At 63.0% G+C, this 20,954-nt stretch carries 18 protein-coding genes; 5 read left to right on the forward strand and 13 right to left on the reverse strand.

The window, feature by feature from the left end:
• Nucleotides 1-285: 285 nt before the first annotated feature.
• From Q0K15_RS06125 to Q0K15_RS06165, 9 genes are all read right to left on the reverse strand, one after another.
• Nucleotides 286-2,778: an AAA family ATPase gene (locus Q0K15_RS06125; RefSeq protein WP_294513862.1), complete on the reverse strand. Its 2,493-nt coding sequence runs from the start codon at nt 2,776-2,778 to the stop codon at nt 286-288.
• 112 nt (nt 2,779-2,890) lie between these two features.
• The gene (locus Q0K15_RS06130) at nt 2,891-3,625 is read right to left on the reverse strand and encodes a CvpA family protein (RefSeq protein ID WP_294513865.1); all 735 of its coding nucleotides are present in this window, start codon (nt 3,623-3,625) and stop codon (nt 2,891-2,893) included.
• Nucleotides 3,626-3,661: 36 nt separating this feature from the next.
• Nucleotides 3,662-4,837, reverse strand: a complete 1,176-nt coding sequence (locus Q0K15_RS06135; RefSeq protein WP_294513869.1) for a DUF5711 family protein — start codon at nt 4,835-4,837, stop codon at nt 3,662-3,664.
• 42 nt (nt 4,838-4,879) lie between these two features.
• Complete coding sequence (gene truA, locus Q0K15_RS06140) at nt 4,880-5,632, reverse strand: tRNA pseudouridine(38-40) synthase TruA (protein WP_294513872.1); 753 nt, start codon at nt 5,630-5,632, stop codon at nt 4,880-4,882.
• 40 nt (nt 5,633-5,672) lie between these two features.
• Entirely contained in the window at nt 5,673-6,479 is an 807-nt protein-coding gene (locus tag Q0K15_RS06145; RefSeq protein WP_294513875.1) for an energy-coupling factor transporter transmembrane component T, read from the reverse strand.
• A complete protein-coding gene (locus tag Q0K15_RS06150; RefSeq protein ID WP_294513878.1) occupies nt 6,479-7,345 on the reverse strand; it encodes an energy-coupling factor transporter ATPase in 867 nt (288 codons plus the stop codon). The genes Q0K15_RS06145 and Q0K15_RS06150 overlap by 1 nt, the downstream gene beginning before the upstream one ends.
• Nucleotides 7,346-7,359: 14 nt before the next feature.
• Nucleotides 7,360-7,626, reverse strand: coding sequence for a hypothetical protein (locus Q0K15_RS06155; protein WP_294513881.1), 267 nt, complete (start codon nt 7,624-7,626; stop codon nt 7,360-7,362).
• A gap of 16 nt (nt 7,627-7,642) precedes the next feature.
• Nucleotides 7,643-8,488 carry an energy-coupling factor transporter ATPase gene (locus Q0K15_RS06160; protein ID WP_294513884.1) on the reverse strand — a complete coding sequence of 282 codons (846 nt, stop codon included), beginning with the start codon at nt 8,486-8,488 and terminating at the stop codon, nt 7,643-7,645.
• Nucleotides 8,489-8,522: 34 nt separating this feature from the next.
• Nucleotides 8,523-9,389: a class I SAM-dependent methyltransferase gene (locus Q0K15_RS06165; RefSeq protein WP_294513887.1), complete on the reverse strand. Its 867-nt coding sequence runs from the start codon at nt 9,387-9,389 to the stop codon at nt 8,523-8,525.
• Nucleotides 9,390-9,581: 192 nt separating this feature from the next.
• On the opposite strand from Q0K15_RS06165, the gene Q0K15_RS06170 reads away from it, so the two are divergent.
• From Q0K15_RS06170 to Q0K15_RS06185, 4 genes are all read left to right on the forward strand, one after another.
• Complete coding sequence (locus Q0K15_RS06170; protein WP_294513889.1) at nt 9,582-10,280, forward strand: hypothetical protein; 699 nt, start codon at nt 9,582-9,584, stop codon at nt 10,278-10,280.
• Nucleotides 10,281-10,505: 225 nt separating this feature from the next.
• The gene (locus Q0K15_RS06175; RefSeq protein ID WP_294513891.1) at nt 10,506-11,351 is read left to right on the forward strand and encodes an undecaprenyl-diphosphate phosphatase; all 846 of its coding nucleotides are present in this window, start codon (nt 10,506-10,508) and stop codon (nt 11,349-11,351) included.
• A gap of 56 nt (nt 11,352-11,407) precedes the next feature.
• Complete coding sequence (locus Q0K15_RS06180; protein WP_294513894.1) at nt 11,408-14,140, forward strand: DNA translocase FtsK; 2,733 nt, start codon at nt 11,408-11,410, stop codon at nt 14,138-14,140.
• A gap of 5 nt (nt 14,141-14,145) precedes the next feature.
• On the forward strand, nt 14,146-14,556 hold the full coding sequence (locus tag Q0K15_RS06185) for a GNAT family N-acetyltransferase (protein WP_294513897.1): 411 nt from the start codon (nt 14,146-14,148) through the stop codon (nt 14,554-14,556).
• Between the two features lie 65 nt (nt 14,557-14,621).
• Here the strand turns inward: Q0K15_RS06185 and Q0K15_RS06190 are convergent, their stop codons facing one another.
• On the reverse strand, nt 14,622-15,992 hold the full coding sequence (locus Q0K15_RS06190; RefSeq protein WP_294513900.1) for a PepSY1/2 domain-containing protein: 1,371 nt from the start codon (nt 15,990-15,992) through the stop codon (nt 14,622-14,624).
• 158 nt (nt 15,993-16,150) lie between these two features.
• Between Q0K15_RS06190 and Q0K15_RS06195 the strand changes: the two genes are divergently transcribed.
• Nucleotides 16,151-17,725 carry a phosphodiester glycosidase family protein gene (locus tag Q0K15_RS06195; protein ID WP_294513904.1) on the forward strand — a complete coding sequence of 525 codons (1,575 nt, stop codon included), beginning with the start codon at nt 16,151-16,153 and terminating at the stop codon, nt 17,723-17,725.
• A gap of 56 nt (nt 17,726-17,781) precedes the next feature.
• On the opposite strand, the gene Q0K15_RS06200 is transcribed toward Q0K15_RS06195, so the two are convergent.
• The 3 genes from Q0K15_RS06200 to gltX form a co-directional block, all read right to left on the reverse strand.
• Nucleotides 17,782-18,780, reverse strand: coding sequence for a hypothetical protein (locus tag Q0K15_RS06200; protein WP_294513907.1), 999 nt, complete (start codon nt 18,778-18,780; stop codon nt 17,782-17,784).
• Entirely contained in the window at nt 18,777-19,271 is a 495-nt protein-coding gene (locus Q0K15_RS06205) for a sigma-70 family RNA polymerase sigma factor (RefSeq protein WP_294513910.1), read from the reverse strand. The genes Q0K15_RS06200 and Q0K15_RS06205 overlap by 4 nt, the downstream gene beginning before the upstream one ends.
• Nucleotides 19,272-19,384: 113 nt before the next feature.
• Complete coding sequence (gltX, locus tag Q0K15_RS06210; protein WP_294513914.1) at nt 19,385-20,851, reverse strand: glutamate--tRNA ligase; 1,467 nt, start codon at nt 20,849-20,851, stop codon at nt 19,385-19,387.
• Nucleotides 20,852-20,954: the final 103 nt, after the last annotated feature.

Below are 20,954 nucleotides of genomic sequence, written 5' to 3' on the forward strand. Positions count from 1 at the left end.
TTGAGCCTGTCGACAAAGTCGACAGGCTCTCTCGCACGTGCAAGCACGTGCGAGAAGAGATGCAGGCCGCTGCGCGCATAATTTGTCCGGAGCGGCCAAATTCCACACTTGCGGCCTGAGAAGTGTTTTTTCCGAGGCACATGTCCCCGGAAAAAACAGATTTGACTTGATTCCGTTGTCTGCGGACGACGGAACTCTGCGAGGCTCTTGCATACGATTTGACATATGGGCACTTTTTCGACAGACTGAAGGCCCGCCGAAAGGCGGGCCTTTTTGATGCCGTTTTTAGAGAGCCAGCAGCTCGATCTTGCCGTCCTTGCCCACGGCCTTGAGCTGGGTGATGGGCTCCATATAACTCTCGATGATCTTGGTGGCGATGGGGTCCTCCAGGTCTTTCTGTACCTGGCGGCGCAGGTTCCGGGCGCCGTAGGTGAGGGAATAGGAGGTCTTGACCAGGTGGTCCAGAACGCTCTCGTCCCAGGTGAAGGTAATGCCCTTTTCCCGGAGGTTGTCGGTGAGCTCGCCCAGCATGATCTTGGCGATCTCCTTGAAGTTTTCCTCGCTGAGACGGTTGAAGTAAACCACCTCGTCCACCCGGTTGATGAATTCGGGCCGCAGGAAGGACCCCAGAGCCTTTATGGCCTTTTCCTTGCCCTGCTCCTTATCGGTGCGGCCGAAGCCCACGGAGCCACCGCCCTTGTCGCTGCCGGCGTTGGAGGTCATGACGATGATGGCGTTCTCAAAGTTCACATTCCGGCCCTGAGCGTCAGTGATGTGACCGTCGTCCAGGATCTGGAGCATGATGTTGAGCACATCGGGGTGGGCCTTCTCGATCTCGTCGAAGAGGATGACGCAGTAGGGTTTCCGGCGGACCTTCTCGGTGAGCTGTCCGGCCTCGTCATAGCCCACATAGCCCGGGGGAGAGCCGATGATGCGGCTGACGGCAAACTTCTCCATGAACTCCGACATATCCAGCCGGATGAGGGACTCGGGGGAGTTGAACATGTCCTGGGCCAGCTGTTTGACCAGCTCGGTCTTGCCCACGCCGGTGGAGCCCACGAAGATGAAGGACACAGGCTTGCGTTTGGAGGCGATGCCCACCCGTCCCCGGCGAATGGCGTTGGCCACCTCGTGGACGGCCTCGTCCTGGCCGATGATATGACTCTTGAGCCGATCCTCCAGGTGGGCCAGGCGCTCAAATTCCTGCTCCTGGATCTGGGTGGCGGGGATCTTGGTCCACAGCTCGATGACCCGGGCCAGGTGAGATACGGTGAGGGGCGGAGTGAGTTTGTCGGCCAGGGAGTCCTTCTCCTCATTGAGCTGGAGCTCCTGACTCTTGAGGACGGCCAGACGCTGGTAGGCCTTCTCGCTGTTGGTGCGCTCCAGCTCGCTCCGCTCCTGGTTTACCTGCTCCAGCTGCTGCCGAAGCTCGGTGAGCTTGGCTTGGCGCTCCGTGTCCTCGGGCTGGGCGAGGGTGCTCTCCAGCTTCTCCTTCTGTTGGAGCAGGGTCTGCTCCCGGCGGCGCAGGCGGTCAAAGGGCTCGCCGGACTTGTCGTTGGCGGCGGCCAGCATGACCTCCCGCTCCTTGGCGATGTCGGCCAGCTCCTTGTCGATCTGCATGGTCCGGGTGAGGGCCTTGTTGTGGAGGTTCACGTCGGAGGAGGCCTCGTCGATGAGGTCGATGGCCTTGTCGGGAAGGAAACGGTCGGTGATGTACCGCTCCGACATGGTGACCGCCAGGCGGCACATCTCGGGAGAGATGGTGACGTGGTGGTACTGCTCATAGTAGGGGGCAATGCCCTTGATGATCTCGATGGCGTCGTCCACCGAGGGCTCCTCCACCATGACCGGCTGGAACCGGCGCTCCAGGGCGGAGTCCTTCTCGATGTACTTGCGGTATTCGGTGAGGGTGGTGGCGCCGATGACCTGGATCTCGCCCCGGGAGAGGGCGGGCTTGAGGATGTTGGCGGCACTCATGGAGCCCTCGGCATCGCCGGCGCCCACCAGGTTGTGGACCTCGTCGATGACCAGGATGATGTTGCCCAGCTTCTTGATCTCCTCGATGAGGCCCTTCATCCGGCTTTCGAACTGGCCGCGGAACTGAGTGCCCGCCACCAGGGAGGTGAGGTCCAGCAGATAGACCTCCTTGTCCAGCAGCTTATAGGGCACGTTCTTCTCGGCGATGCGCAGGGCCAGACCCTCGGCGATGGCGGTTTTGCCCACGCCGGGTTCGCCGATGAGGCAGGGGTTGTTTTTCTGCCGGCGGTTGAGGATCTGCACCACCCGCTCCAGCTCGGACTCACGGCCGATGATGCGGTCCAGCTTGCCCTCCTGGGCGCGGTTGGTCAGGGAGATACAGTAGTTCTCCAAAAACTTCCGCTTGGGCTGGCGCTCCTTGCCGGAGGATTTCTCCTCTCTCTGCTGGCGGGTCTGCTCGCCGCTGGGGGGCTCGGAGGCCGGCTGGCCGCCGAAGAGCTTGTTGAGGAAGGGGAAAGTGGCGGTACGCCCCTCGTCATCCTCCTGGTCCTCGTCGGGCTGGGGAGCCAGACCTTCCATCCCCTCGGCGCCGCCGAAGGCGGACATCATCTCATTGGTAAGACCCTCCAGGTCCTCCTCGCTGATGCCCATTTTCTGCATCATATCTTCTACGGGCTTGATCCCCAGCTCCTTGGCGCACTTGAGGCAGAGACCCTCATTCTTGGTCTCTCCGCCCTCGATGCGGGTGACGAAGATCACGGCCACGTTTTTATGGCAACGGGAACAAAGTGTAGGCTGCATACGTTACTCCTTTTCGGGAGATGGGTCGCGCTGCATACATCCCCCAGAGAATCGAATCTATCACGGAAATATGAACTGGTGATGAATTTAGCATAAAAACTTTTCGGAATCCTCAGATGGAGGTCTCGGTGGCGGCGGCCAATCCGCCCAGCACCAGAGCCACCGGGTTGGTGGTCATGAAAAACTTAAGCAGGTGGGTCTGCTCCACGGTCTCCTCGGGGATGACCTTGCCCAGATAGCGGAGGACCCAGGCGCACAGGAAGAGAATGGCGCAGCCCTTGACCAGGCCCAGAATGGCGCCGCCGGTCTTGTTGAGAAAGTGGAGGCCGGGCAGGCGGGCCACCAGGTTCAACCCGTGACTGATGAGGGTCCAGGCGATGAGGATGAGGACAAAAAAGACTACAAAGAGAATCATGTAGGCCACGGTGCCGGCGATGGAGGCGGCCACGGCCGCAGCGGCGTTGGCGGCCACTTGGGTCATGCCCTGTTCCACGGCGTCATTAACAGCGTCCACGGCGCTCTGGTAGAAGCCCATGTCCTTCAGGATATTGAGGATCTCGGTGAGGGGAATACTGTCAGGCTGGAGGTCCTCGCCCTGGTCGGGAAGGACAGTGGAGCCGGCGATTTCCTGGTCCAGGCGCTCCTCGATGGCGGAGGCGAAGCGGGGTTCCAAATAGTCAGCCACCTTGGGGGAGAGGGCGCCTGCCAGGAAACCAGCGCCGATGAAGGCCACCAGCACCGCCACCAGGCCGCACAGGGAGAGCAGAAGCCCCCGGGAGGCGCCGTGGATGGTGAAGGCGGCGAGGACGATGAGCAGGATGATGTCGAAGAGAATTGCGGTTGTCATCATGGTTACACCTCGGTCAGATAAAAGGGAAGGGGATCAGTTGGGGATGCAGAGCTGGGCGGTCTCGCCGCTGGCAAGATAGGCGGTGCCGTCGCTGCGCAGGACCACATTGCGGGCGCCCATGGTGTTGTCAAGCAGGGCGTAGGGCTGGAGGTCCCGGGTATAGATGGTGAGGGTGGAGGCGGTGAGCACCGCTACATACCGTCCGGAGGCGGCCAGGTCCAGGATCTGATCCTCCAGGTCCAGGGCGGCAATGGTCTCACCCTTGCTGTCCACCGTGGTCAATGTGGTGCTGCTGCCTGCCCGGTACTTGCCCAGCAACAGGGCAGCGTAGCCGTCCCCACCCAGGGAGTAGTCCTTCAGATAGGCGCCGCCGTAGTCACAGATCAGGTTGGTGTTGCCATCGGTGCTCACGATACTCAGGCCGGTCTCGCCTAAGGCCCAGAACATGTCTCCAGAGGAGCTCAGATCCAGGATGGCGTTGTTGCCCAGAGAGCACTGGGCAAAGGCCTCGTCCCCGGTTTTGTCATAGAGGGCAAGGGTGCTCTCAAAGGCGTTATTGGACTGCCCTACGGTAAGAACAGCGGTGGTCTTTCCGTCCTGGGAGGGGATGGCATCCATGATATAGCGGGTGGAAATCCGGATGGCCATAGTGGGCTGAAAGTTGCTGCCGTAGAGGGTGACGACCCCCTTATAGCCAGTCTCCCGGGTGACTACCGCCAGGGTCCTGCCTGGGCCCATGCGGGCGGAAAGAATCTCGTGGCCCTGCTCGGCGTCCAGAGAGAAGATCTGGGTACGGTCGGCGTAGACCCGCAGAATGGTGCCGCCGGCATCATAGACCACTGCGGCGTCGTCCCGGATATCGGCCACCGGGTGGAGAAGGGAAAGGGCGTCGTTGAGGTATTCCACGCCGCTGGGGGAGTAGAGCCGTATACCGGCGGAGGACCACACCAGCAGGTCGTCTCCCAGACTGGAGAAGCCGCCCCGCCCGGAACTGTCAAATTGAAAGGCGTCGATCTGACCGGAATCGCTCCGCTCCAGAGAGCGGTAGGTGAAGTAGCGTTTGATGGCGTCCAGGTTGATCCGGTCCCGGTAGGCCACCAGGGCTACCGCCCCCAGCAGAAGGGCCAGGGTCAGGAGAAAGGCCAACAAGCGCAGGATGGGATTCGGTTTTTTCTTGGGTGCCGGCGGGACCGGCTTGAGTTCTTCCATGTTATGTGCTCCCGATCTGGTGATAGTGGGGACCAGGAGGGCTCACAGCACGTCCTCGTCGTACCACAGCTTGGTCATGTAAAGGCCGCCCGGCGGCACGGTGGGACCGGCAGCAGTGCGGTTCTTGCTTTCCAGGATGGCGCTCACTTCCTCCGGGGCAAATTTGCCCTCGGCGGCGTAGACGCAGGTGCCCACCATGGCCCGTACCATGTTGTAGAGGAAGCCATTGGCGCACACCCTGCACTCAATGAGGTCGCCGGTGCGGCTGATGTCAAAGTAGTACACCGTGCGGACAGGGGAGCGGACGTCGGTGCCCACCGCCCGGACGGCGGAGAAGTCGTGGGTGCCCACGAAGCAGTCGGCGGCCCGCTGCATCACGGCCTCGTCCAGGTGCTTGGGATAGAACCAGGCCCGGTTCACGTAGAAGGCGTTGCCCAGCCGGGAGTTGTAGATGCGGTAGGTGTACTCCTTCTTGATGCAGGAGCCGATGGCGTTGAAGTTCTTCGGGACCTCGGTGGCCTTCACCACCACGATATCGTCGGGCAGGCGGGTGTTCACCGCCAGGGGGATGCGGTCGCAAGGGATGCGTGAGGTGGTGCGGAAGTTGGCAATATAGGTCTCGGCGTGGACGCCGGCGTCGGTGCGTCCGGCGCCGGTGCACTTCACCGGGTGGCACACCACGGTGGAGAGGGCCTTTTCCAGGGTCTCCTCCACGGTGACAGCGTTTTTCTGCACCTGCCAGCCGTGGTAGGCGGTGCCCACGTACATGAGCTTGAGGGCAATGTTCCTTGTCATAGGTGATTCAGCAGCTGTAAGGCCGCGCTCCTTGTCAGTCTTAGATCCCCAGGGCCCGGAGGATCAGCACCACGGCCACCAGGGCGGCGCCCAGAATGAGGGCGGCGATGTCAGAGCCCTGGAACCGGAGCTGCCGCAGCCGGGTGCGGCCCTCGCCGCCGTGGTAGCAGCGGCACTCCATGGCGGTGGCCAGCTCGTCGGCCCGCCGGAAGGCGGAGATGAAGAGGGGCACCAGCAGGGGCACCAGGGCCTTGGCCTTCTGGAAGAGGTTGCCGGTGTCGAAGTCGGCCCCTCTAGCCTTCTGGGCGGACATGATCTTGTCGGTCTCCTCGATGAGGGTTGGAATGAAGCGCAGGGCAATGGACATCATCATGCTCAGCTCATGGACGGGGACATGGACCTTCTTGAGGGGACCCAGCAGCTTTTCCAGACCGTCGGTGAGCATGATGGGGGAGGTGGTGTAGGTGAGCATGAAGGTGCAGGTGATAAGGAAGGAGATGCGCAGCACCATGAAGAAGGCGGCCCACAGCCCCTCCACCGTAATTTTGAGGAACTTCCACTGCCAGATGGGGTCGCCGGGGGTGTAGAAGATGTTGAGCACGGCGGTGAGGATAATGATGAAGAGGATGGGCCGCATACCCCGGAGGATGGTCTTGGGCCGGATCTTGGAGACGGCGATACAGGCGCACAGCGTTGCGAAGAGAACGGCGTAGGCCAGCCCACCCTTCGCGGAGAAAAGGGCCACGATGTAGAGGATGGTGAAGAGCAGCTTGGTCCGGGGGTCCAGCCGGTGAATGACGGTATTGCCGGGGAAATACTGCCCCAGGGTAATGTCCTTGAGGGCCATCAGACCGCCCCCTTTCGTGCCAGATAGTCCCGGACGGCGGAGCGGGCCTGGTCGATGGTGTAGACCGAGGGGTCGATGTCCACCCCCATGGCCCGGAGCCGGTGAAAGACCCGGGTGACCTGGGGGACGCCCAGACCCATGGCCTCCAGCTCGTCCCCGTGGGCAAAGACCTCCCGGGGGGTGCCGGTGAAGGGGATGTGTCCCTTGCTCACCACCACCAGCCGGTCTACGGTGCGGGCCACCTCCTCCATGGAGTGGGAGACCAGGATGATGGTGGCGTTCTTGGCTTTGTGGTAGTCCCGGATGTTGCCCAGAATGGACTCCACGCCCACCGGGTCCAGCCCGGCGGTGGGCTCGTCCAGGATGAGGACGGAGGGCTCCATGGCGATGACGCCGGCAATGGCCACCCGGCGCTTCTGTCCGCCGGAGAGCTCGAAGGGGGACTTCTCCAGCACGGCGTCGGGGAGGCCCACGAAGGAGGCGGCATCCCGGACCCGGCGGTCCACCTCGTCCTCATCCAGCTTCATGTTTTTGGGGCCGAAGGCGATGTCCTTGTAGACCGTCTCCTCGAAGAGCTGGTACTCCGGGTACTGGAATACAAGCCCCACCTGGAATCGGGTCTCACGGGTACGCTCCTTGGTCTCCCAGATGTCCTTACCCTCAAAGAGGACCCTGCCCGAGGTGGGCTTCAGAAGGCCGTTGAGGTGTTGGATAAGGGTGGACTTTCCCGAGCCGGTCCGGCCGATGATGCCCAGGTACTCCCCACGGTAGGCGGCAAAGTCCACTTCCTCCAGGGCGGCGTGCTCGAAGGGGGTGCCGGAGGAGTAGATGTGGCTGAGTTTTTCCGTTTGTATGATGGCGTCCAAAGGTGGATCAGTCCTTACATTTTGGAAGTGGTGGCGGTGTCCTTCTCCAGCCTGTATAGCTGGTCTTGAAGGAAGCGGACCTGGGTCTCCAGCCGGCTCAGGCGCATCCAAAGCACCGCAATGAGTCCACCTAGAGCGGCGAGGATTAGGCTGAAGAGAATGCGGAAGACGAGCCAGAGGTCCATATCAAGGAGGGGGGTACACAGGGTGAGCAGGAGCAGAGAGACGAAAAAGACAAGGATACAGATCCCGATGACCGGGTGGTTCCAGTCACTGTTCATGGGCGGCCTCCTTTTGTCATTTCGTGAGCAGGGCGTAGAGGGCCTGAGCGCACTCCTCGTCGGAGAGGGCGTCCAGGGGGAGGTCCAGGCCGTCCCGCCGGAGGGTCCAACACAGCTCCACCGTCTCGGGGACGGTGAGCCCCACCGATTTGAGGGCCTCCACGCGGGAGAAGACCTCCTTGGGGGTGCCGTCAGCCACCACTCTGCCCCTGGACATGACCACCAGCCGGTCGGCCTGGGCGGCCTCGTCCATGTGGTGGGTGATGAGGACCACCGTCACGCCGGCGGTGCGGTTGAGCTTTTTGATGGTGTCCATGACCTCCCGGCGGCCCACCGGGTCCAGCATGGCGGTGGGCTCGTCCAGAACGATGCACCGGGGCGCCATGGCCAGCACGCCGGCGATGGCCACCCGCTGCTTCTGTCCGCCGGAGAGGAGGTGGGGGGCGTGTTCCCGGAACTCGTACATGCCCACGGTCTTGAGAGCGTCATCCACCCTCCGCCGGATCTCCTCCGGGGGGACCCCCAGGTTCTCCGGGGCGAAGGCCACGTCCTCCTCCACCACGTTGGCTACGATCTGGTTGTCGGGGTTCTGGAAGACCATGCCCACCGTGCGCCGGATGTCCAGCAGTCGGTCCTCGTCGGCGGTGTCGATGCCGTCCACGTAGACAGTGCCGCCGGTGGGGAGGAGGATGGCGTTCATGTGCTTGGCCAGGGTGGACTTGCCCGAGCCGTTGTGGCCCAGCACGGCCACAAAGGAGCCGGAGCGGATATTTAAGTCCACGCCGTCCAGCACCACGGGGGTGACGCCCTCGGCGGCGGGATAGGAGAACCGGAGGGCCCGGGTCTCGATGATGTCACTCATGGTAAAGACCTCGCAGTCGGGAAAAATACCGGACTCAGCCCTGGCTGGTCCAGCGGCCGGTGGCGCCGCAGGGGAGGACCAGACCGGTGTCGGTGACGGGGAGGCCCAGCTCCTGGCTGTGGGTGCGCCCGCCCCAGCGCTTGGAGACCACCGTCTCCAGGATATAGGTGAGCACCGACGGGGCAAGACCCGTGGTGTAGGAGTTGATAAGGAAGAAGAGAGGCTCGTCGGAGAGGACCCCGGCAACCAGGTTCACAAAGGGCCACAGGTTCTCCTCCAGCTTCCAGATCTCACCGGAGGGCCCCCGGCCGTAAGAGGGGGGGTCCATGATGACGGCGTCGTACCGGCGGCCCCGGCGGATCTCCCGCTCCACGAACTTGCCGCAGTCGTCCACGATCCAACGGATGGGGGCGTCGGCCAGGCCGGAGAGCTTCGCGTTTTCACGGGCCCAGGACACCATGCCCCGGGCGGCGTCCACGTGGCAGACGGAGGCCCCCGCCGCCGCGCAGGCTACAGAGGCGCCGCCGGTGTAGGCAAAGAGGTTGAGCACCGAGATAGGCCGTCCGGCCTTCCGGATGAGGTCGGCGCAGAAGTCCCAGTTGGCGGCCTGCTCGGGGAAGATACCGGTGTGTTTGAAGTTCATGGGCTTGACCTGGAAGGTGAGGTCCCGATAGTGGATCTTCCACTGCTCGGGGACGTCCTTCTTCTCCCACTGACCGCCGCCGGTGGAGGAGCGGGCATAGCGGGCGTCGGGCCGCCGCCACAGGGGGTTGTCCCTGGGGGTGTCCCAGATGGCCTGGGGATCGGGACGGACCAGGATACGGTCCCCCCAGCGCTCCAGCTTTTCCCCTCTGCCGCAATCGATCAGCTCATAGTCCTGCCATTTGTCCGAGACCCACATGGTGTCGCTCCTCCTCGTTCTCTCTATGCAAATCGATTGATTATACCATAAAAAAGAAAGAGGGTCAATTCATTCCCCACCGGGGAGATTTGTCGGAACCCGTTGAGTTGGGGCGTATCTTGTGATAAAATAAATTATACAACTGCTCCGGGCGCAGTCGACCGGGGAGAACAGGAAACGGAGGATACACACATGGAGCGTGGGGAGCATACCTTCCGCACAGCAGTGGTGGGGGGGTTCAACCGCCAGGATGTGCTCAATTATATCGAGGCCACTGTCAGGGAGGGCCGTGAAAAAACAACTGCCCTCCAGAAGGAGCTTCAGGAGCTGCGAGAGGAACGTGCGAAGCTCCGGCAGGAGAAGACGGCCCTGGAGCAGCAGGTGGAGACGCTGCGGAAGGAGACCGAGAAGCTGCGCAAGACCGGCACCGACCAGGGTACCGAACTGGGCCAGGTCCAGGCAGAGCTGGCTCGGGAGCAGGAGACCTGTGCCGCCCTCCGGAAGGAGCTGGACGGCTATAAGGACCAGTGTGCCAAGTGGGAGGGGGGCGCCAGGGCCTATGATGACCTGAAGGACCGCACCGCTACCATTGAGCTGGAGGCCCGGCAGCGTGCCCGGGCCATCGAGAGCGCCGCTGAGGAGAAAGCCAAAAAGCTGCGCACCGAGGCCGAGCAGATCCTCTACAAGGTCCAGGCGGGCTATGGCCGCCTGCGTGGTGACGTGGACGCCACCATCACCCACGCCAGCGGGGAGCTGGGCCGGGTGGACAAGGCCCTGGAGCAGGTGCGTTCGGAGTTTGCCGAACACGACGCCGCCCTGGAGAAGCTCCTCCAGTCCTGCAAGGATGTGGCCCGCAAAGCGCCCGATCCCCTTCCTCCGGAGGACAAGTAAAGGTCCCATCAGATTTGGTTTGGATCACAGATCCGCCACCTCGCCGTACAGCGGCGGGGTGGCGGTCTTTCTGTGTCGGAAAGGGGACTTACCCGACAAAATGACGGTATTTCCCCCTCAGGATAGGGGTAGAAATGTTTTTTGCCCTGTGCTAATATATTATAATGTTCCCACAATGCTAAAGCGCCGCGGCGGCGGCAGATCTGAAATCGGGAGGATCAAACTTTGAACTATCTCTTTTCCATTGCCATGGGGTTCTTGCAGGGTGTGGCGGAGTTCCTGCCCATCTCCAGCTCCGGTCATCTGACGCTGTTCCAGTATTTTTTCTCCCCGGAGCAGAATCCGGAGGAGCTGGACATGCTCTTCACGATCCTGCTCCACTTCGGTACTCTGATCTCGGTATGTGTCTACTACTGGCGTTACATTATTGACATGATCCGGGAGTTTTTCCTGGGCATTTCCGACCTCTTCTCCCGGCGTGGAAATCACGAGGGACGGCCCCCGGAGGCCCGGCGGCTGGTGCTGATGATCATCGTGGGCACCCTGCCCCTCTTTGCCGTGCTGCTGGTGAAGGACGCGGTGGACGCTGCCTTCTCCAATGTGACCTTTGTCTCGGTGGCCCTCATCGCCACCGGCTTCCTGCTCTTCTTCTCCGACCGGATGGCCAAGGGACGGAAGAATGCCCGCACTGCGACCATTGTGGATGCCTTGCTGGTGGGCTGTGCCCAGGCGGTGGGTACTCTGCCCGGTATCTCCCGGGCCGGCTCCACCATCTCTGCCGGCATGCTCTGCGGCTTTGACCGCACCTTTGCCGTGCGCTTTTCCTTCCTGCTGTCCCTCCCCGCGGTACTGGGTGCCAACATCCTGGAGATCGCCGACGCCGTCAAAGCCGGCGGAGTGGACGTGTCCAGGCTCCCCATGTACATCGTGGGTATGGTGGTGGCCGGTGTGGTGGGCTATTTCGCCATCCGGCTGGTCAACCTGCTGGCCAACAAGGGAAAATTCGGTGCCTTTGCCTACTACTGCTGGGCGGTGGGTATCATCGCCCTGGTGGCCAGCTTCCTGGTCTAAGTACATAAGATTGATCCCGGCGGCATCGGCCGCCGTATTCCGGAAAGGATGGTTCCATGGCGACCACACGAAAGAAGACGACGGGGGGGAAGCGAACGGCCTCCTCCGGCGGGAAGCGAAGCGGCTCCGGCAGTTCCGCCGCCAAGAAGAGCAGCGGCAGCCGCTCCAGAAGCACGGCGCCCCAGCCAAAGCCCATCCGGCGGGAGGTGGGGGCGGTTGTCTGCCTGCTGCTGGCTTTTTTTGCCGCCTTTGGCTACTTTAATATTCAGGCCATCTTCATCGATCTCTTTTGCAGCCTGCTCAAGGGCCTCTTCGGTTACGGCTTCTGGCTGGCGCCTCCCATGCTGGTGGTGGCCAGCTATATTCTGGCTTTCCATCGCGGACGGCCAGTGCGTTTGCGGCTGTGGTGTGCCCTGCTGACCCCTCTGGTCATGGGGGCCATTCTCCACCTCTTTCTCTATAAGGGAGAGTTTGCCTTCAGCCTGGAGGCCATCGGCGGGCTCTGGAAGCAGGGGGAGGCGGTGCAGTGCGGCGGTGTGGTGAGCGGCCTCATTGCCGAGACCCTGACCCTGGTGTTCAGCCCCATCGGTGCCGGCCTCATCCTGATCCTGGGCCAGCTGCTGATGTTCCTGGGGGCCTTCCATCTCTCCGTGCCGGAGATCGTGGACGCCATCCGGAACCGGCCCCGGGTCGAATATGAGTACGAGGAAGAGGAGGAGCCCGAGCCCCAGGAGCGGCCGGTCCGTCGCCGTCCAGAGCCGGAGCGCCGCCGGGCGGCCATCGACATCCCCGTGGACGACGGTCCCGCCCCCCAGCCGGAGAAGCCCCAGGCACGCAGTCTCTTCCCCAGGAAGGAGCGGCTTTTTAACCGGCAGGCTGGGGCTATGCCTCCAGATCAGGTGCTCACCGGCGCCCGGGCCATGGCGGAGGAGCCCCAGCCCGAGCCGACTGTCCGGCAGCCTGAGCCCACGCCGGTCCCGGCCCCGGAGCCCGTACCCGTTGTCCAGCCGATATCGGCCGTACCGCCGGTCCCCGAGATGGAGCCGGAGCCGGAGGTTCCCCAGCCGGAGCCGGAGGTCGCAGTGACGCCGCCCCCCATGCCTCTGCCGGAGATCGTCCGGGAGCCCGCGGTGGAGAAGGTCTCCGCCAAGGAGGCCCAGGCCGAGGCGGACAAGGTGGGGGAGGACATCGAAAAGACCATGGCGGAGAGCACCCCTGCCGTCTACCAGTACCCGCCGGTCTCCCTCCTCACCGAGGGGGCTGGAGATGTGGGCAACGGGGCCCAGGCCGAGCTCAAAATGAACCAGGAGCGCCTGGCCGACACCATCCGATCCTTTGGCATCGAGGCCCAGATCTCCGATGTGACCCGGGGGCCATCGGTGACCCGGTACGAGGTGGAGCTGGACCAGGGCGTCCGCCTCAACAAGCTCACCAACCTCTCCGACGACATCGCCCTGGCCCTGGGAGCCACCGGTGTCCGCATCGCCCCCATTCCGGACAAGATTGCCACCGTGGGCATCGAGGTGCCCAACAAGCTGGTGAGCCCTGTCCACATCCACGAGGTCATCGACTCCAAGGAGTTCCGGGACCACCCCTCCAAGGTGGCCTTTGCCGTGGGCAAGGACATCGCAGGCAACTGCATCGTGGGCAACATCGCCAAGCTGCCCCACCTGCTTATCGCCGGTACCACCGGCTCCGGTAAGTCGGTGTGCACCAACTCCCTCATCATCTCCCTCCTCTATAAGGCCACACCGGAGGAGGTCCGCCTCATCATGGTGGACCCCAAGATGGTGGAGCTGGGCATCTACAACGGCATCCCCCATCTGCTCATCCCGGTGGTCACCGACCCCAAGAAGGCGGCGGGCGCCCTCCAGTGGGCGGTCACCGAGATGATGAAGCGCTACCGGGCCTTCTCCGAGGTGGGCGTCCGTGATCTGGCCTCCTACAACGCCCACGCCGCCAAGACCGAGGGCGTGGAGAAGATGCCCCAGATCGTGGTGGTCATTGACGAGCTGGCCGACCTGATGCTGGTGGCGGCCAAGGAGGTGGAGGAATCCATCTGCCGTGTGGCCCAGATGGGCCGTGCCGCAGGCATGCACCTCATCATCGCCACCCAGCGTCCCTCTGCCGACGTCATCACCGGCCTCATGAAGGCCAACATCCCCAGCCGCATCGCCTTCGCCGTGGCCTCCGCTCTGGAGTCCCGCATCATCCTGGACACCACCGGCGCCGAGAAGCTGGTGGGCCGGGGAGATATGCTCTATTTCCCCCTGGGCTCCGGTAAGCCCCTGCGCGTCCAGGGCTGCCTCATCTCCGACGAGGAGGTGGCCTCGGTGGTCTCCTTCATCAAGGAGCAGAGCACCGTGGAGTACGACGAGTCGGTTATTCACGAGATCGAGCAGCACGCCGCCGAGAAGGAGAAGGGCGGCAAGGGCGTGGGCGGCTCCGCCCCTGAAGAAGTGGGAGACGAGTACGACGAGCTCCTCCCCGCCGCCATCGAGGTGGTGGTGGAGACGGGACAGGCCTCTGTGTCCATGCTCCAGCGGCGCCTCAAGTTGGGCTACTCCCGGGCCGCCCGCTTGGTGGACCAGATGGAGGAAAAGGGGGTGGTGGGCCCCTTCGAGGGCTCCAAGCCCCGTCAGGTCCTCATCACCAAGGAGCAGTGGCAGGAGATGCAGTTCAAGCAGGGCATGGTGGACCGTGCCCCTGAACCGGTACCCGACGAGCTGGAGTTTGAGGGCGATGCCATTCCTCAGAGTCGTGAGATGCCTCCCTTCGATATGGGGTGAGAAAAATGAACGACTACAAGATTGTATCTGCGGGTGAGCTGGAGGGCCAAGCCATCCACACTGGCCTTCGAAGCTATAATCGGAGATTTGTACCGGATATGGAGGACCTCTCCCTGGCGGTCATCAATGAAGTGGGCCAGGTCATCGGCGGCTGTGATGCGTTCCGCATGGGAGAATTGGCCATGCTGGATGTGCTCTGGGTAGCGGAGGAGCATCGGGGCGCCGGCCTGGGTGGGTACATTCTGCGTCAGTTGGAGGAAAAAGCCCTTTGGCAAGGTGCCAAGCGGATGGAGCTCAACACCTTTGGTTTTCAGGCGCCCGGCTTTTATGAAAAACTGGGCTACCGCCGTTTTGGTGCGATTGAACCGGCGGTGGGGACCTATGGCCACTATTTCTATGTCAAAGACTTGACCTGAAGAAATAAAAACCCTGGCGCGGCATCATTGGTGCCGCGCCGGGGTTTTCTGCTGCCTGCGGCTGATTAGAGTACAAGAGTACCGTTTTCATCCTCCAGCAGCAGGAGGATCTTCTCCTCCTGGCCATTTTGGGCGTTGACATAGACGATGATGTGACGGCCGTCCTCGTCCTGGCACTTAAACTCGTGGCATAGGACCTCATACTCGCCGCCGGTGGGGATGAGGGCCAGCTGGTGGGATAGGACGGTGAGGACGGGGGAGACCACCGCCTGAGCCTCAGCCTCGGTGACGGCGGGGGCGGGGAGATCACGGACCATGTGGTTCATGAGGTAGCCCTCCGACTCAAAGCCCACTACCCGGCCGGTGTCCAGGGCTACGGAGACCTTCACCAGGTCAGGATAGCAGAGGATGTCCCCCTGGGCAGAGGCGAAGTTGATGGTGACCACGCCGCCCTGATCGATAAAATAGCTCTCACGCATGGAGGGATAACCCCGGGACGCAAGGAAGTCACGGGCCAGGGCGGCGGCCTCCTCCTGGGAGAGGGTGGCCGCCCCGGCGGAGCGGGAGCTGATGGCCTCCAGCACCAGCCCGCCCTGCTTCGTTACCTCCACGTACAGCTCGCCGCCGTCCACCGCGGCGGAGAAGCCGTAGGTGGGCAGGGTGCCCTCCCCGGCGGAGACCAGGGAGAAGAGCTCCGGCTCCAGGTCAAAAAACTTGGCGGCGGCCAGACGGGCGTCCTCTTGGGTGACCTGGGCCAGGCCCTCCAGCATCCGAGGTGCCCGACCGGTGATGTGGTCGGAGAAGGGACCGTCATAGATGAGGGTGGGCAGCTCGGGGAAGTCCTCCTCCACGGTCTGGTAGACAGAGTCCGCCAGCTCCTGGCCGCCGCCCTCCTCACCGGAGAGCCGGGCCTCCGCTGTGTCCACGTCCTCCAGGGTGGCTGCGCCGGAGAGCAGGTCAGCCTGGAGGGCGGAAACCTGACCGGACAGGGTGGCCGCCGCGTCGGCCAGACTGCGCAGGCCCTCCCGCTCCTCGTCGGAGCAGGCGCCATTCACCGCTGCTGAGCGGGAGAGGGCGGCGGCGTAGTCCCCCGCCTTGGCCAGAAAGGCGGCCGTCTGCTCCAGCTCAATATTGCCGTAGGGCAGCTCGCCCAGGGCCATCTGGGCTGACATGGCCCGGCCGAAGATCTGGGTGCATAGGGCGCCCAGCATGGAGGGGGTAGTGGCGTACACGCCTTTTTGCAGGTCGGTGCCCAGCTGGCTCAGGTTGGCCGAAAGCTCGGCGAAGGCGTGGAGCCGGCTGTTAGTGAGGTAGCGCCGGTAGGCCGCCGCCTCCATCTGACCCTGGATCGCCAGACCGGCCACCACCGCGAAGGCAGCGGCCAGAAAACTGAACCGCCGCGCCAGCTGTCTGGGGCTTTTTTTGCGCTGTTCCATTATGAGCGCCTCCTTTCCATCCTAGGATGGACGGCGGCGGTCAAGCTCATTCGGCAGCTGTTGGTGAAATATTTGCCGTATGCCGCCTGTATATTGATTTTTCCCAGAGAAGGCAATATAATGAAAGAGCTATATTTTGGAAGAGAGAAGGAAGGAAAATGAAAAAAAAGTATCTTTTGGGGGTGCTTTTGGCACTCGCACTGGTGATCGGCATACTGCCCGTGTCCACGCTGGCCGCCTCCTCTGAGGTGGCATTGAAGCTGGGCAGCCCCTGGTGTGCCATCGACACCCAGGTCACCCAAGTGGATGAGACCAATGCCCAGGTCACCCCCTACGCCGTCCAGGTCAACGGCGGGGGCTACACCCTGCTGCCCATCCGGCGGGTGCTGGAGGCCTTCGGCGGCTCCGTGGAGTGGGTCCCGGCCACCAACGGTGTGCTGTGCACCCTGAACGGACACCAGGTGGAGCTGGCCCCCGGCTCCGCTCAGGCCACGGTGGACGGTGTGTCCGTCACCATGGACGTGCCCGCCGAGGCCAAGAACGACCGCACCTTCGTGCCGGTTCGGTTCGTCTCTGAAAACCTGGGCCTCTCCGTGTCCTATGAGCCCACCAACCAGATCGTGGTGGTGAGTGCTGCTCCCGTGGACCAGAACAGCCTCACCAGTCTGGCCAGCGTGAAGGCCCTGACGGCGAAGCTGGCCAGCATTCAGCCTGCTGTGCAGCCCGTTACTTACAAAGAGGGGAGCTACGCCCTGCCCTCCGGCACCATCGGCGCCAAGATCATCACCGTGAACATGAGCGATCCCCGGGTCTCCGTGAAGAGCGCCATCGTGGGCAACAAGCTCAACGCCACCGCCGACTTCGGCAGCATCGTCTCCTACTCCGGTGGCGCCACGGCCGTCATCAACGCCAACTTCTTTGAGTCCTACGAGGCCGTCAAAGACCCTATCGGCCCCGTCATGGTCAATGGCAGCTTTGTCTACGGCAACAGCGGCTCCATCACTTCCCTGGGCATCACGGCGGACGGGAAGATGTACTATGGCCGCCCCTCCGTTTTTTACCGGGTCATCACCACCGACGGCGGCACCGCCCAGCAGTGGTCCGGCTACAACCTCAACGTCTTTGAGCAGTCCGCCGACGCCTCTGTACTCTATACCCCTGCCCGGGGCGAGAGCGTGCCCGTCACCTGCGCCGGCGCTGCCCTCACTGTTCGCAATGGCGTCACAGCTGACTACCGAGCTGTGGCGGCGGGGGAGACCCTGACCATCCCCGCTGACGGCTATGTGCTGTGGATGGGCTCCGCCTTTACCGCCACCCACTATTATCAGGTCCCCGAGCTGGGCCGCACCGTGGCCATGGAGCCCTATCTGCGGGTGGAGGACGAAGAGGGCTTCGTCCTGGACGGCGTTACATCCCTCATCTCCGGTGCGCCCCGTCTGGTGAAGGACGGCGCCATCGAGACCTACCTGGACCCCGGTTTCACTGAGGCCCGCTTCACCACCAGCGTCACCCCACGCACCGCTGTGGGCACTACCGCCGACGGGAAGTTGCTGCTGGTCAGTGTCCCCTCCGCCTCTATCCAGCAGATGCGGGAGCTCATGCTCCAGCTGGGCTGCCAGGATGCCATCAACCTGGACGGCGGCGCCTCCACCGCCATGTACTACAATGGCCAGACCCTGGCCACCCCCGGGCGTCAGCTCACCACCACCCTCCAGGTCTTCGTGAATTCCTAATCAAATGAAAAAGGCCCCGGCGCGGAATTCGTTTTCCACGCCGGGGCCTTTTTGCCTCACTCCGACAGGGAGGTGAGGAAGATGTGGTCCACCAGCAGGGAGGTGGGCTCCACCTGGTCGATGAGAGCCAGAATCTCGTCCCGGCTCCCCTGGACGCAGAAGTTCTGGCTTCTGAAAGCCTCCATTTCCCGGGCGGAGCCCAGGGCCTCCTCCACTACTCCGGTCGTATAGTAGACACGGTAGTTGGAGAAGATGCCCAGGGAGGTGAGCAGCTTGGGCTGGGTGAGGAGAAGTTCCAAGATGTCGGCGTAGTACTGGGCCATCTCCTGACCATCCAGCTCTCGGGGATCGACCTCGTTGCCGAAGAGCAGGGAGGGGGATAGATTGACGCCGCCCTGGTATTCCATATCCGGGTCATAGATCTGGGCCCAGACCACCTCCGCCGGCAGGGTCCGCAGCTCCTCCGGAGTGCGGGGGGTATCGGTGCCCACAGACAGGCGGATATAAGCGGAAGAGGGCAGTTTTTCCAGCTCGGCAAGCAGGTCGGCTCGGTCCATGAGGTCCGAGTCGAAGCGCCCCAGATATTTGGTCAGTTTCCCGGTGGGGTCGGAGGTCACCTCTGCCTCACCCTGGCAGATGGTCAGGTGGACGTCGGTGTAGCCGCCCACATAGACTTTCAGATTTTTGGGGCCGACCGCATAGAGGGCCACATCATAGGTGCCGAAGCCGGTATCGGTGATGTCGGTGCCGGTGACCCGGACGTAGGGCTGCATGGTGCCGAAGTAGGCGTTGAGATATTGGGTGAAGCCCCCATCGTCCTCCTCCATGGAGATGGGGTTGAAGGCGGTGAGCTTGGCCAGTGGGTTGATGAGTCCAAAGACCATGGCGGCGCAGATCACCACTGCCAGCAGGGTTTTGAGACAGATGTTGCGGACCCGGCGGCGGATGAGCCTCTCCAGGGCCCGCAGCTCCTCCTCAGCGGGCTGGGCGGGGGAGGATGCCTCCGGCTCTCCCAGGGCTTCCAGGCGGCGGTCCAGATCGTCAGACTGTGTCATGATGGTTCCTCCTCTCCCAGCTCTTCCCGGAGGCGGCGCTTGGCCCGGGACCGGAGCTGACGGACGTTTTCACGGGTGATGTGGTGGGTGTCGGCGATCTCGCTGTCGGTGAGTCCGAAGTAGACGCTGTCCAGCAGGATGGAGCGCTGGAGCACCGGCAGCCTGGCGATAGCGGCGCAGAGCCGCCGCTTCTCCTCGTCGGCGATGAGTTGTTCCGGCAGGGTGGGGGAGGGGTCGGCCAGGTGCTCGGGCAGGTCCTCCTCGCCCCGCCTGGACCGGTCCCGACGCTGGTTGAGGAACTCATTGCGCAGCACCTTCACCAGCCAGTGGTCCAGGCTGCCGGTGGCCCGGTAGGAGAGAAGGGCCTTGAGAAAGGTGGACTGCACCAGGTCCTCGGCCTCCTCCCGGCTGCCGCACAGGGCATAGGCGTAGAGCAGCAGGGGACGCCGCCGGGCCTCATAGACCCGGCGCAGCAGATCGTGGTCGGCCATGGCGCTCCCTCCTCTCTTATCCTCTCTACTAAGAATAACACCTATAAGCCCGTTTTGTGACAACAAAAATGGAGCATCGCATTTACGATGCTCCATTTTTGCATATTGGCGGGTTACAGGGCGGCGGAGACCTTCTCCAGGCCCAGCTTCAGCCGGCGGAGGGTCTCATCCTTACCAAGGATGTGGCAGATCTCCACGGCGCCGCCGGGGGTCACCGCCTTGCCGGCGGCGGCGATGCGCACCGGCCACATGAGGGTGGCGTTCTTTACACCCAGGGACTCGGCCAGAGACACCAGTGTGTCGTGGATGGCGTCATTGGTCCAGTCGGGGATGGCCTCCAGGGTGGGGATGGCGGCCTCCAGCATGTTCTTGGAGACCTCGGAGTTGGTCTTGGACTTCTTGTTGGTAAAGAGGTCGGCGCCATACTCGGGCAGGGCGTCGAAGAAGTCCAGCTTCTCCGGGATGTCGGTGAGGCGCTCACACCGGGCCTGGAGGAGGCCGGCGATCTCCTGGGAGGAGTAGGCCTCGTTCTTCACAGCCTCACGGATATAGGGCTCCGCCACGGCGTGGAAGGCCTCGGGGGAAAGCTCACGGAGGTAGTGGGCGTTGAAGTAGGTGAGCTTTTCGATGTCGAAGATGGCGGGGGACTTGGAGATGCCCTCAATGTCAAAAATGTCCGCCAGCTCCGCAATGGTGAAGAACTCCCGCTCCACGTTCTCGCCCCGGGGAGACCAGCCCAGGAGGGTCACATAGTTGACCACGGCCTCGGAGAGGTAGCCCATAGCCAGCAGGTCCTCGTAGGAGGGGTCGCCCTTCCGCTTGGACATCTTGTTGTGCTGGTCCCGCATGACGGGGGAGCAGTGGATATAGGTGGGGATCTCCCAGCCGAAGCCCTCATAGAGGAGGTTGTACTTGGGGGCGGAGGAGAGGTACTCGCTGCCACGGACCACATGGGTGATGCCCATCAGGTGGTCGTCGATGACGTTGGCGAAGTTGTAGGTGGGCAGTCCGTCCCGCTTGATGAGGACCTGGTCGTCCAGGGTGTTGTTCTCCACGGTGATGTCGCCGAAGACGGCGTCGTGGAAGGTGGTCTGACCCTCCTTGGGGATCTTTTGCCGGATGACGTATGGGACGCAGGCGTCCACCTTGGCCTGGGCCTCCTCGGGAGAGAGGATGCGGCAGGGGTCGTCGGGCCGGTCGAAGTTGCCGCTGTCCTCCTCGGACTCGGTTTTTTCGCAGAAGCAGTAGTAGGCATGGCCCAGTTCCACCAAGCGCTGGGCGTACTTGCCATAGAGGTCCCGGCGCTCGGTCTGGATGTAGGGGCCCACGGGGCCACCCACGTCGGGACCCTCGTCCCAGGTGAGGCCGCACTTGCGCAGGGTGTTATAGATGATCTCGGTGGCGCCCTCCACCAGACGGCCCTGGTCGGTGTCCTCGATGCGCAGGATGAACTTGCCGCCGGCGTGGCGGGCGATGAGCCAGGTGTAAAGGGCGGTGCGCAGATTGCCCACGTGCATGTAGCCGGTGGGAGAGGGGGCGAAGCGGGTGCGGACCTCTCCGTGGGGGATGCGGGCTTCCATGTCGTCGAACCACTGTTTATCCAAAGTGAATTCCTCCAAAAAGTTCATGTGACACCATTTTAAACACATGGGAGGGGCTTGTCAAGCAGAGGAGGCGATCCCT

This window comes from uncultured Intestinimonas sp. (assembly GCF_944387245.1).
Classification (GTDB): domain Bacteria; phylum Bacillota; class Clostridia; order Oscillospirales; family Oscillospiraceae; genus Intestinimonas.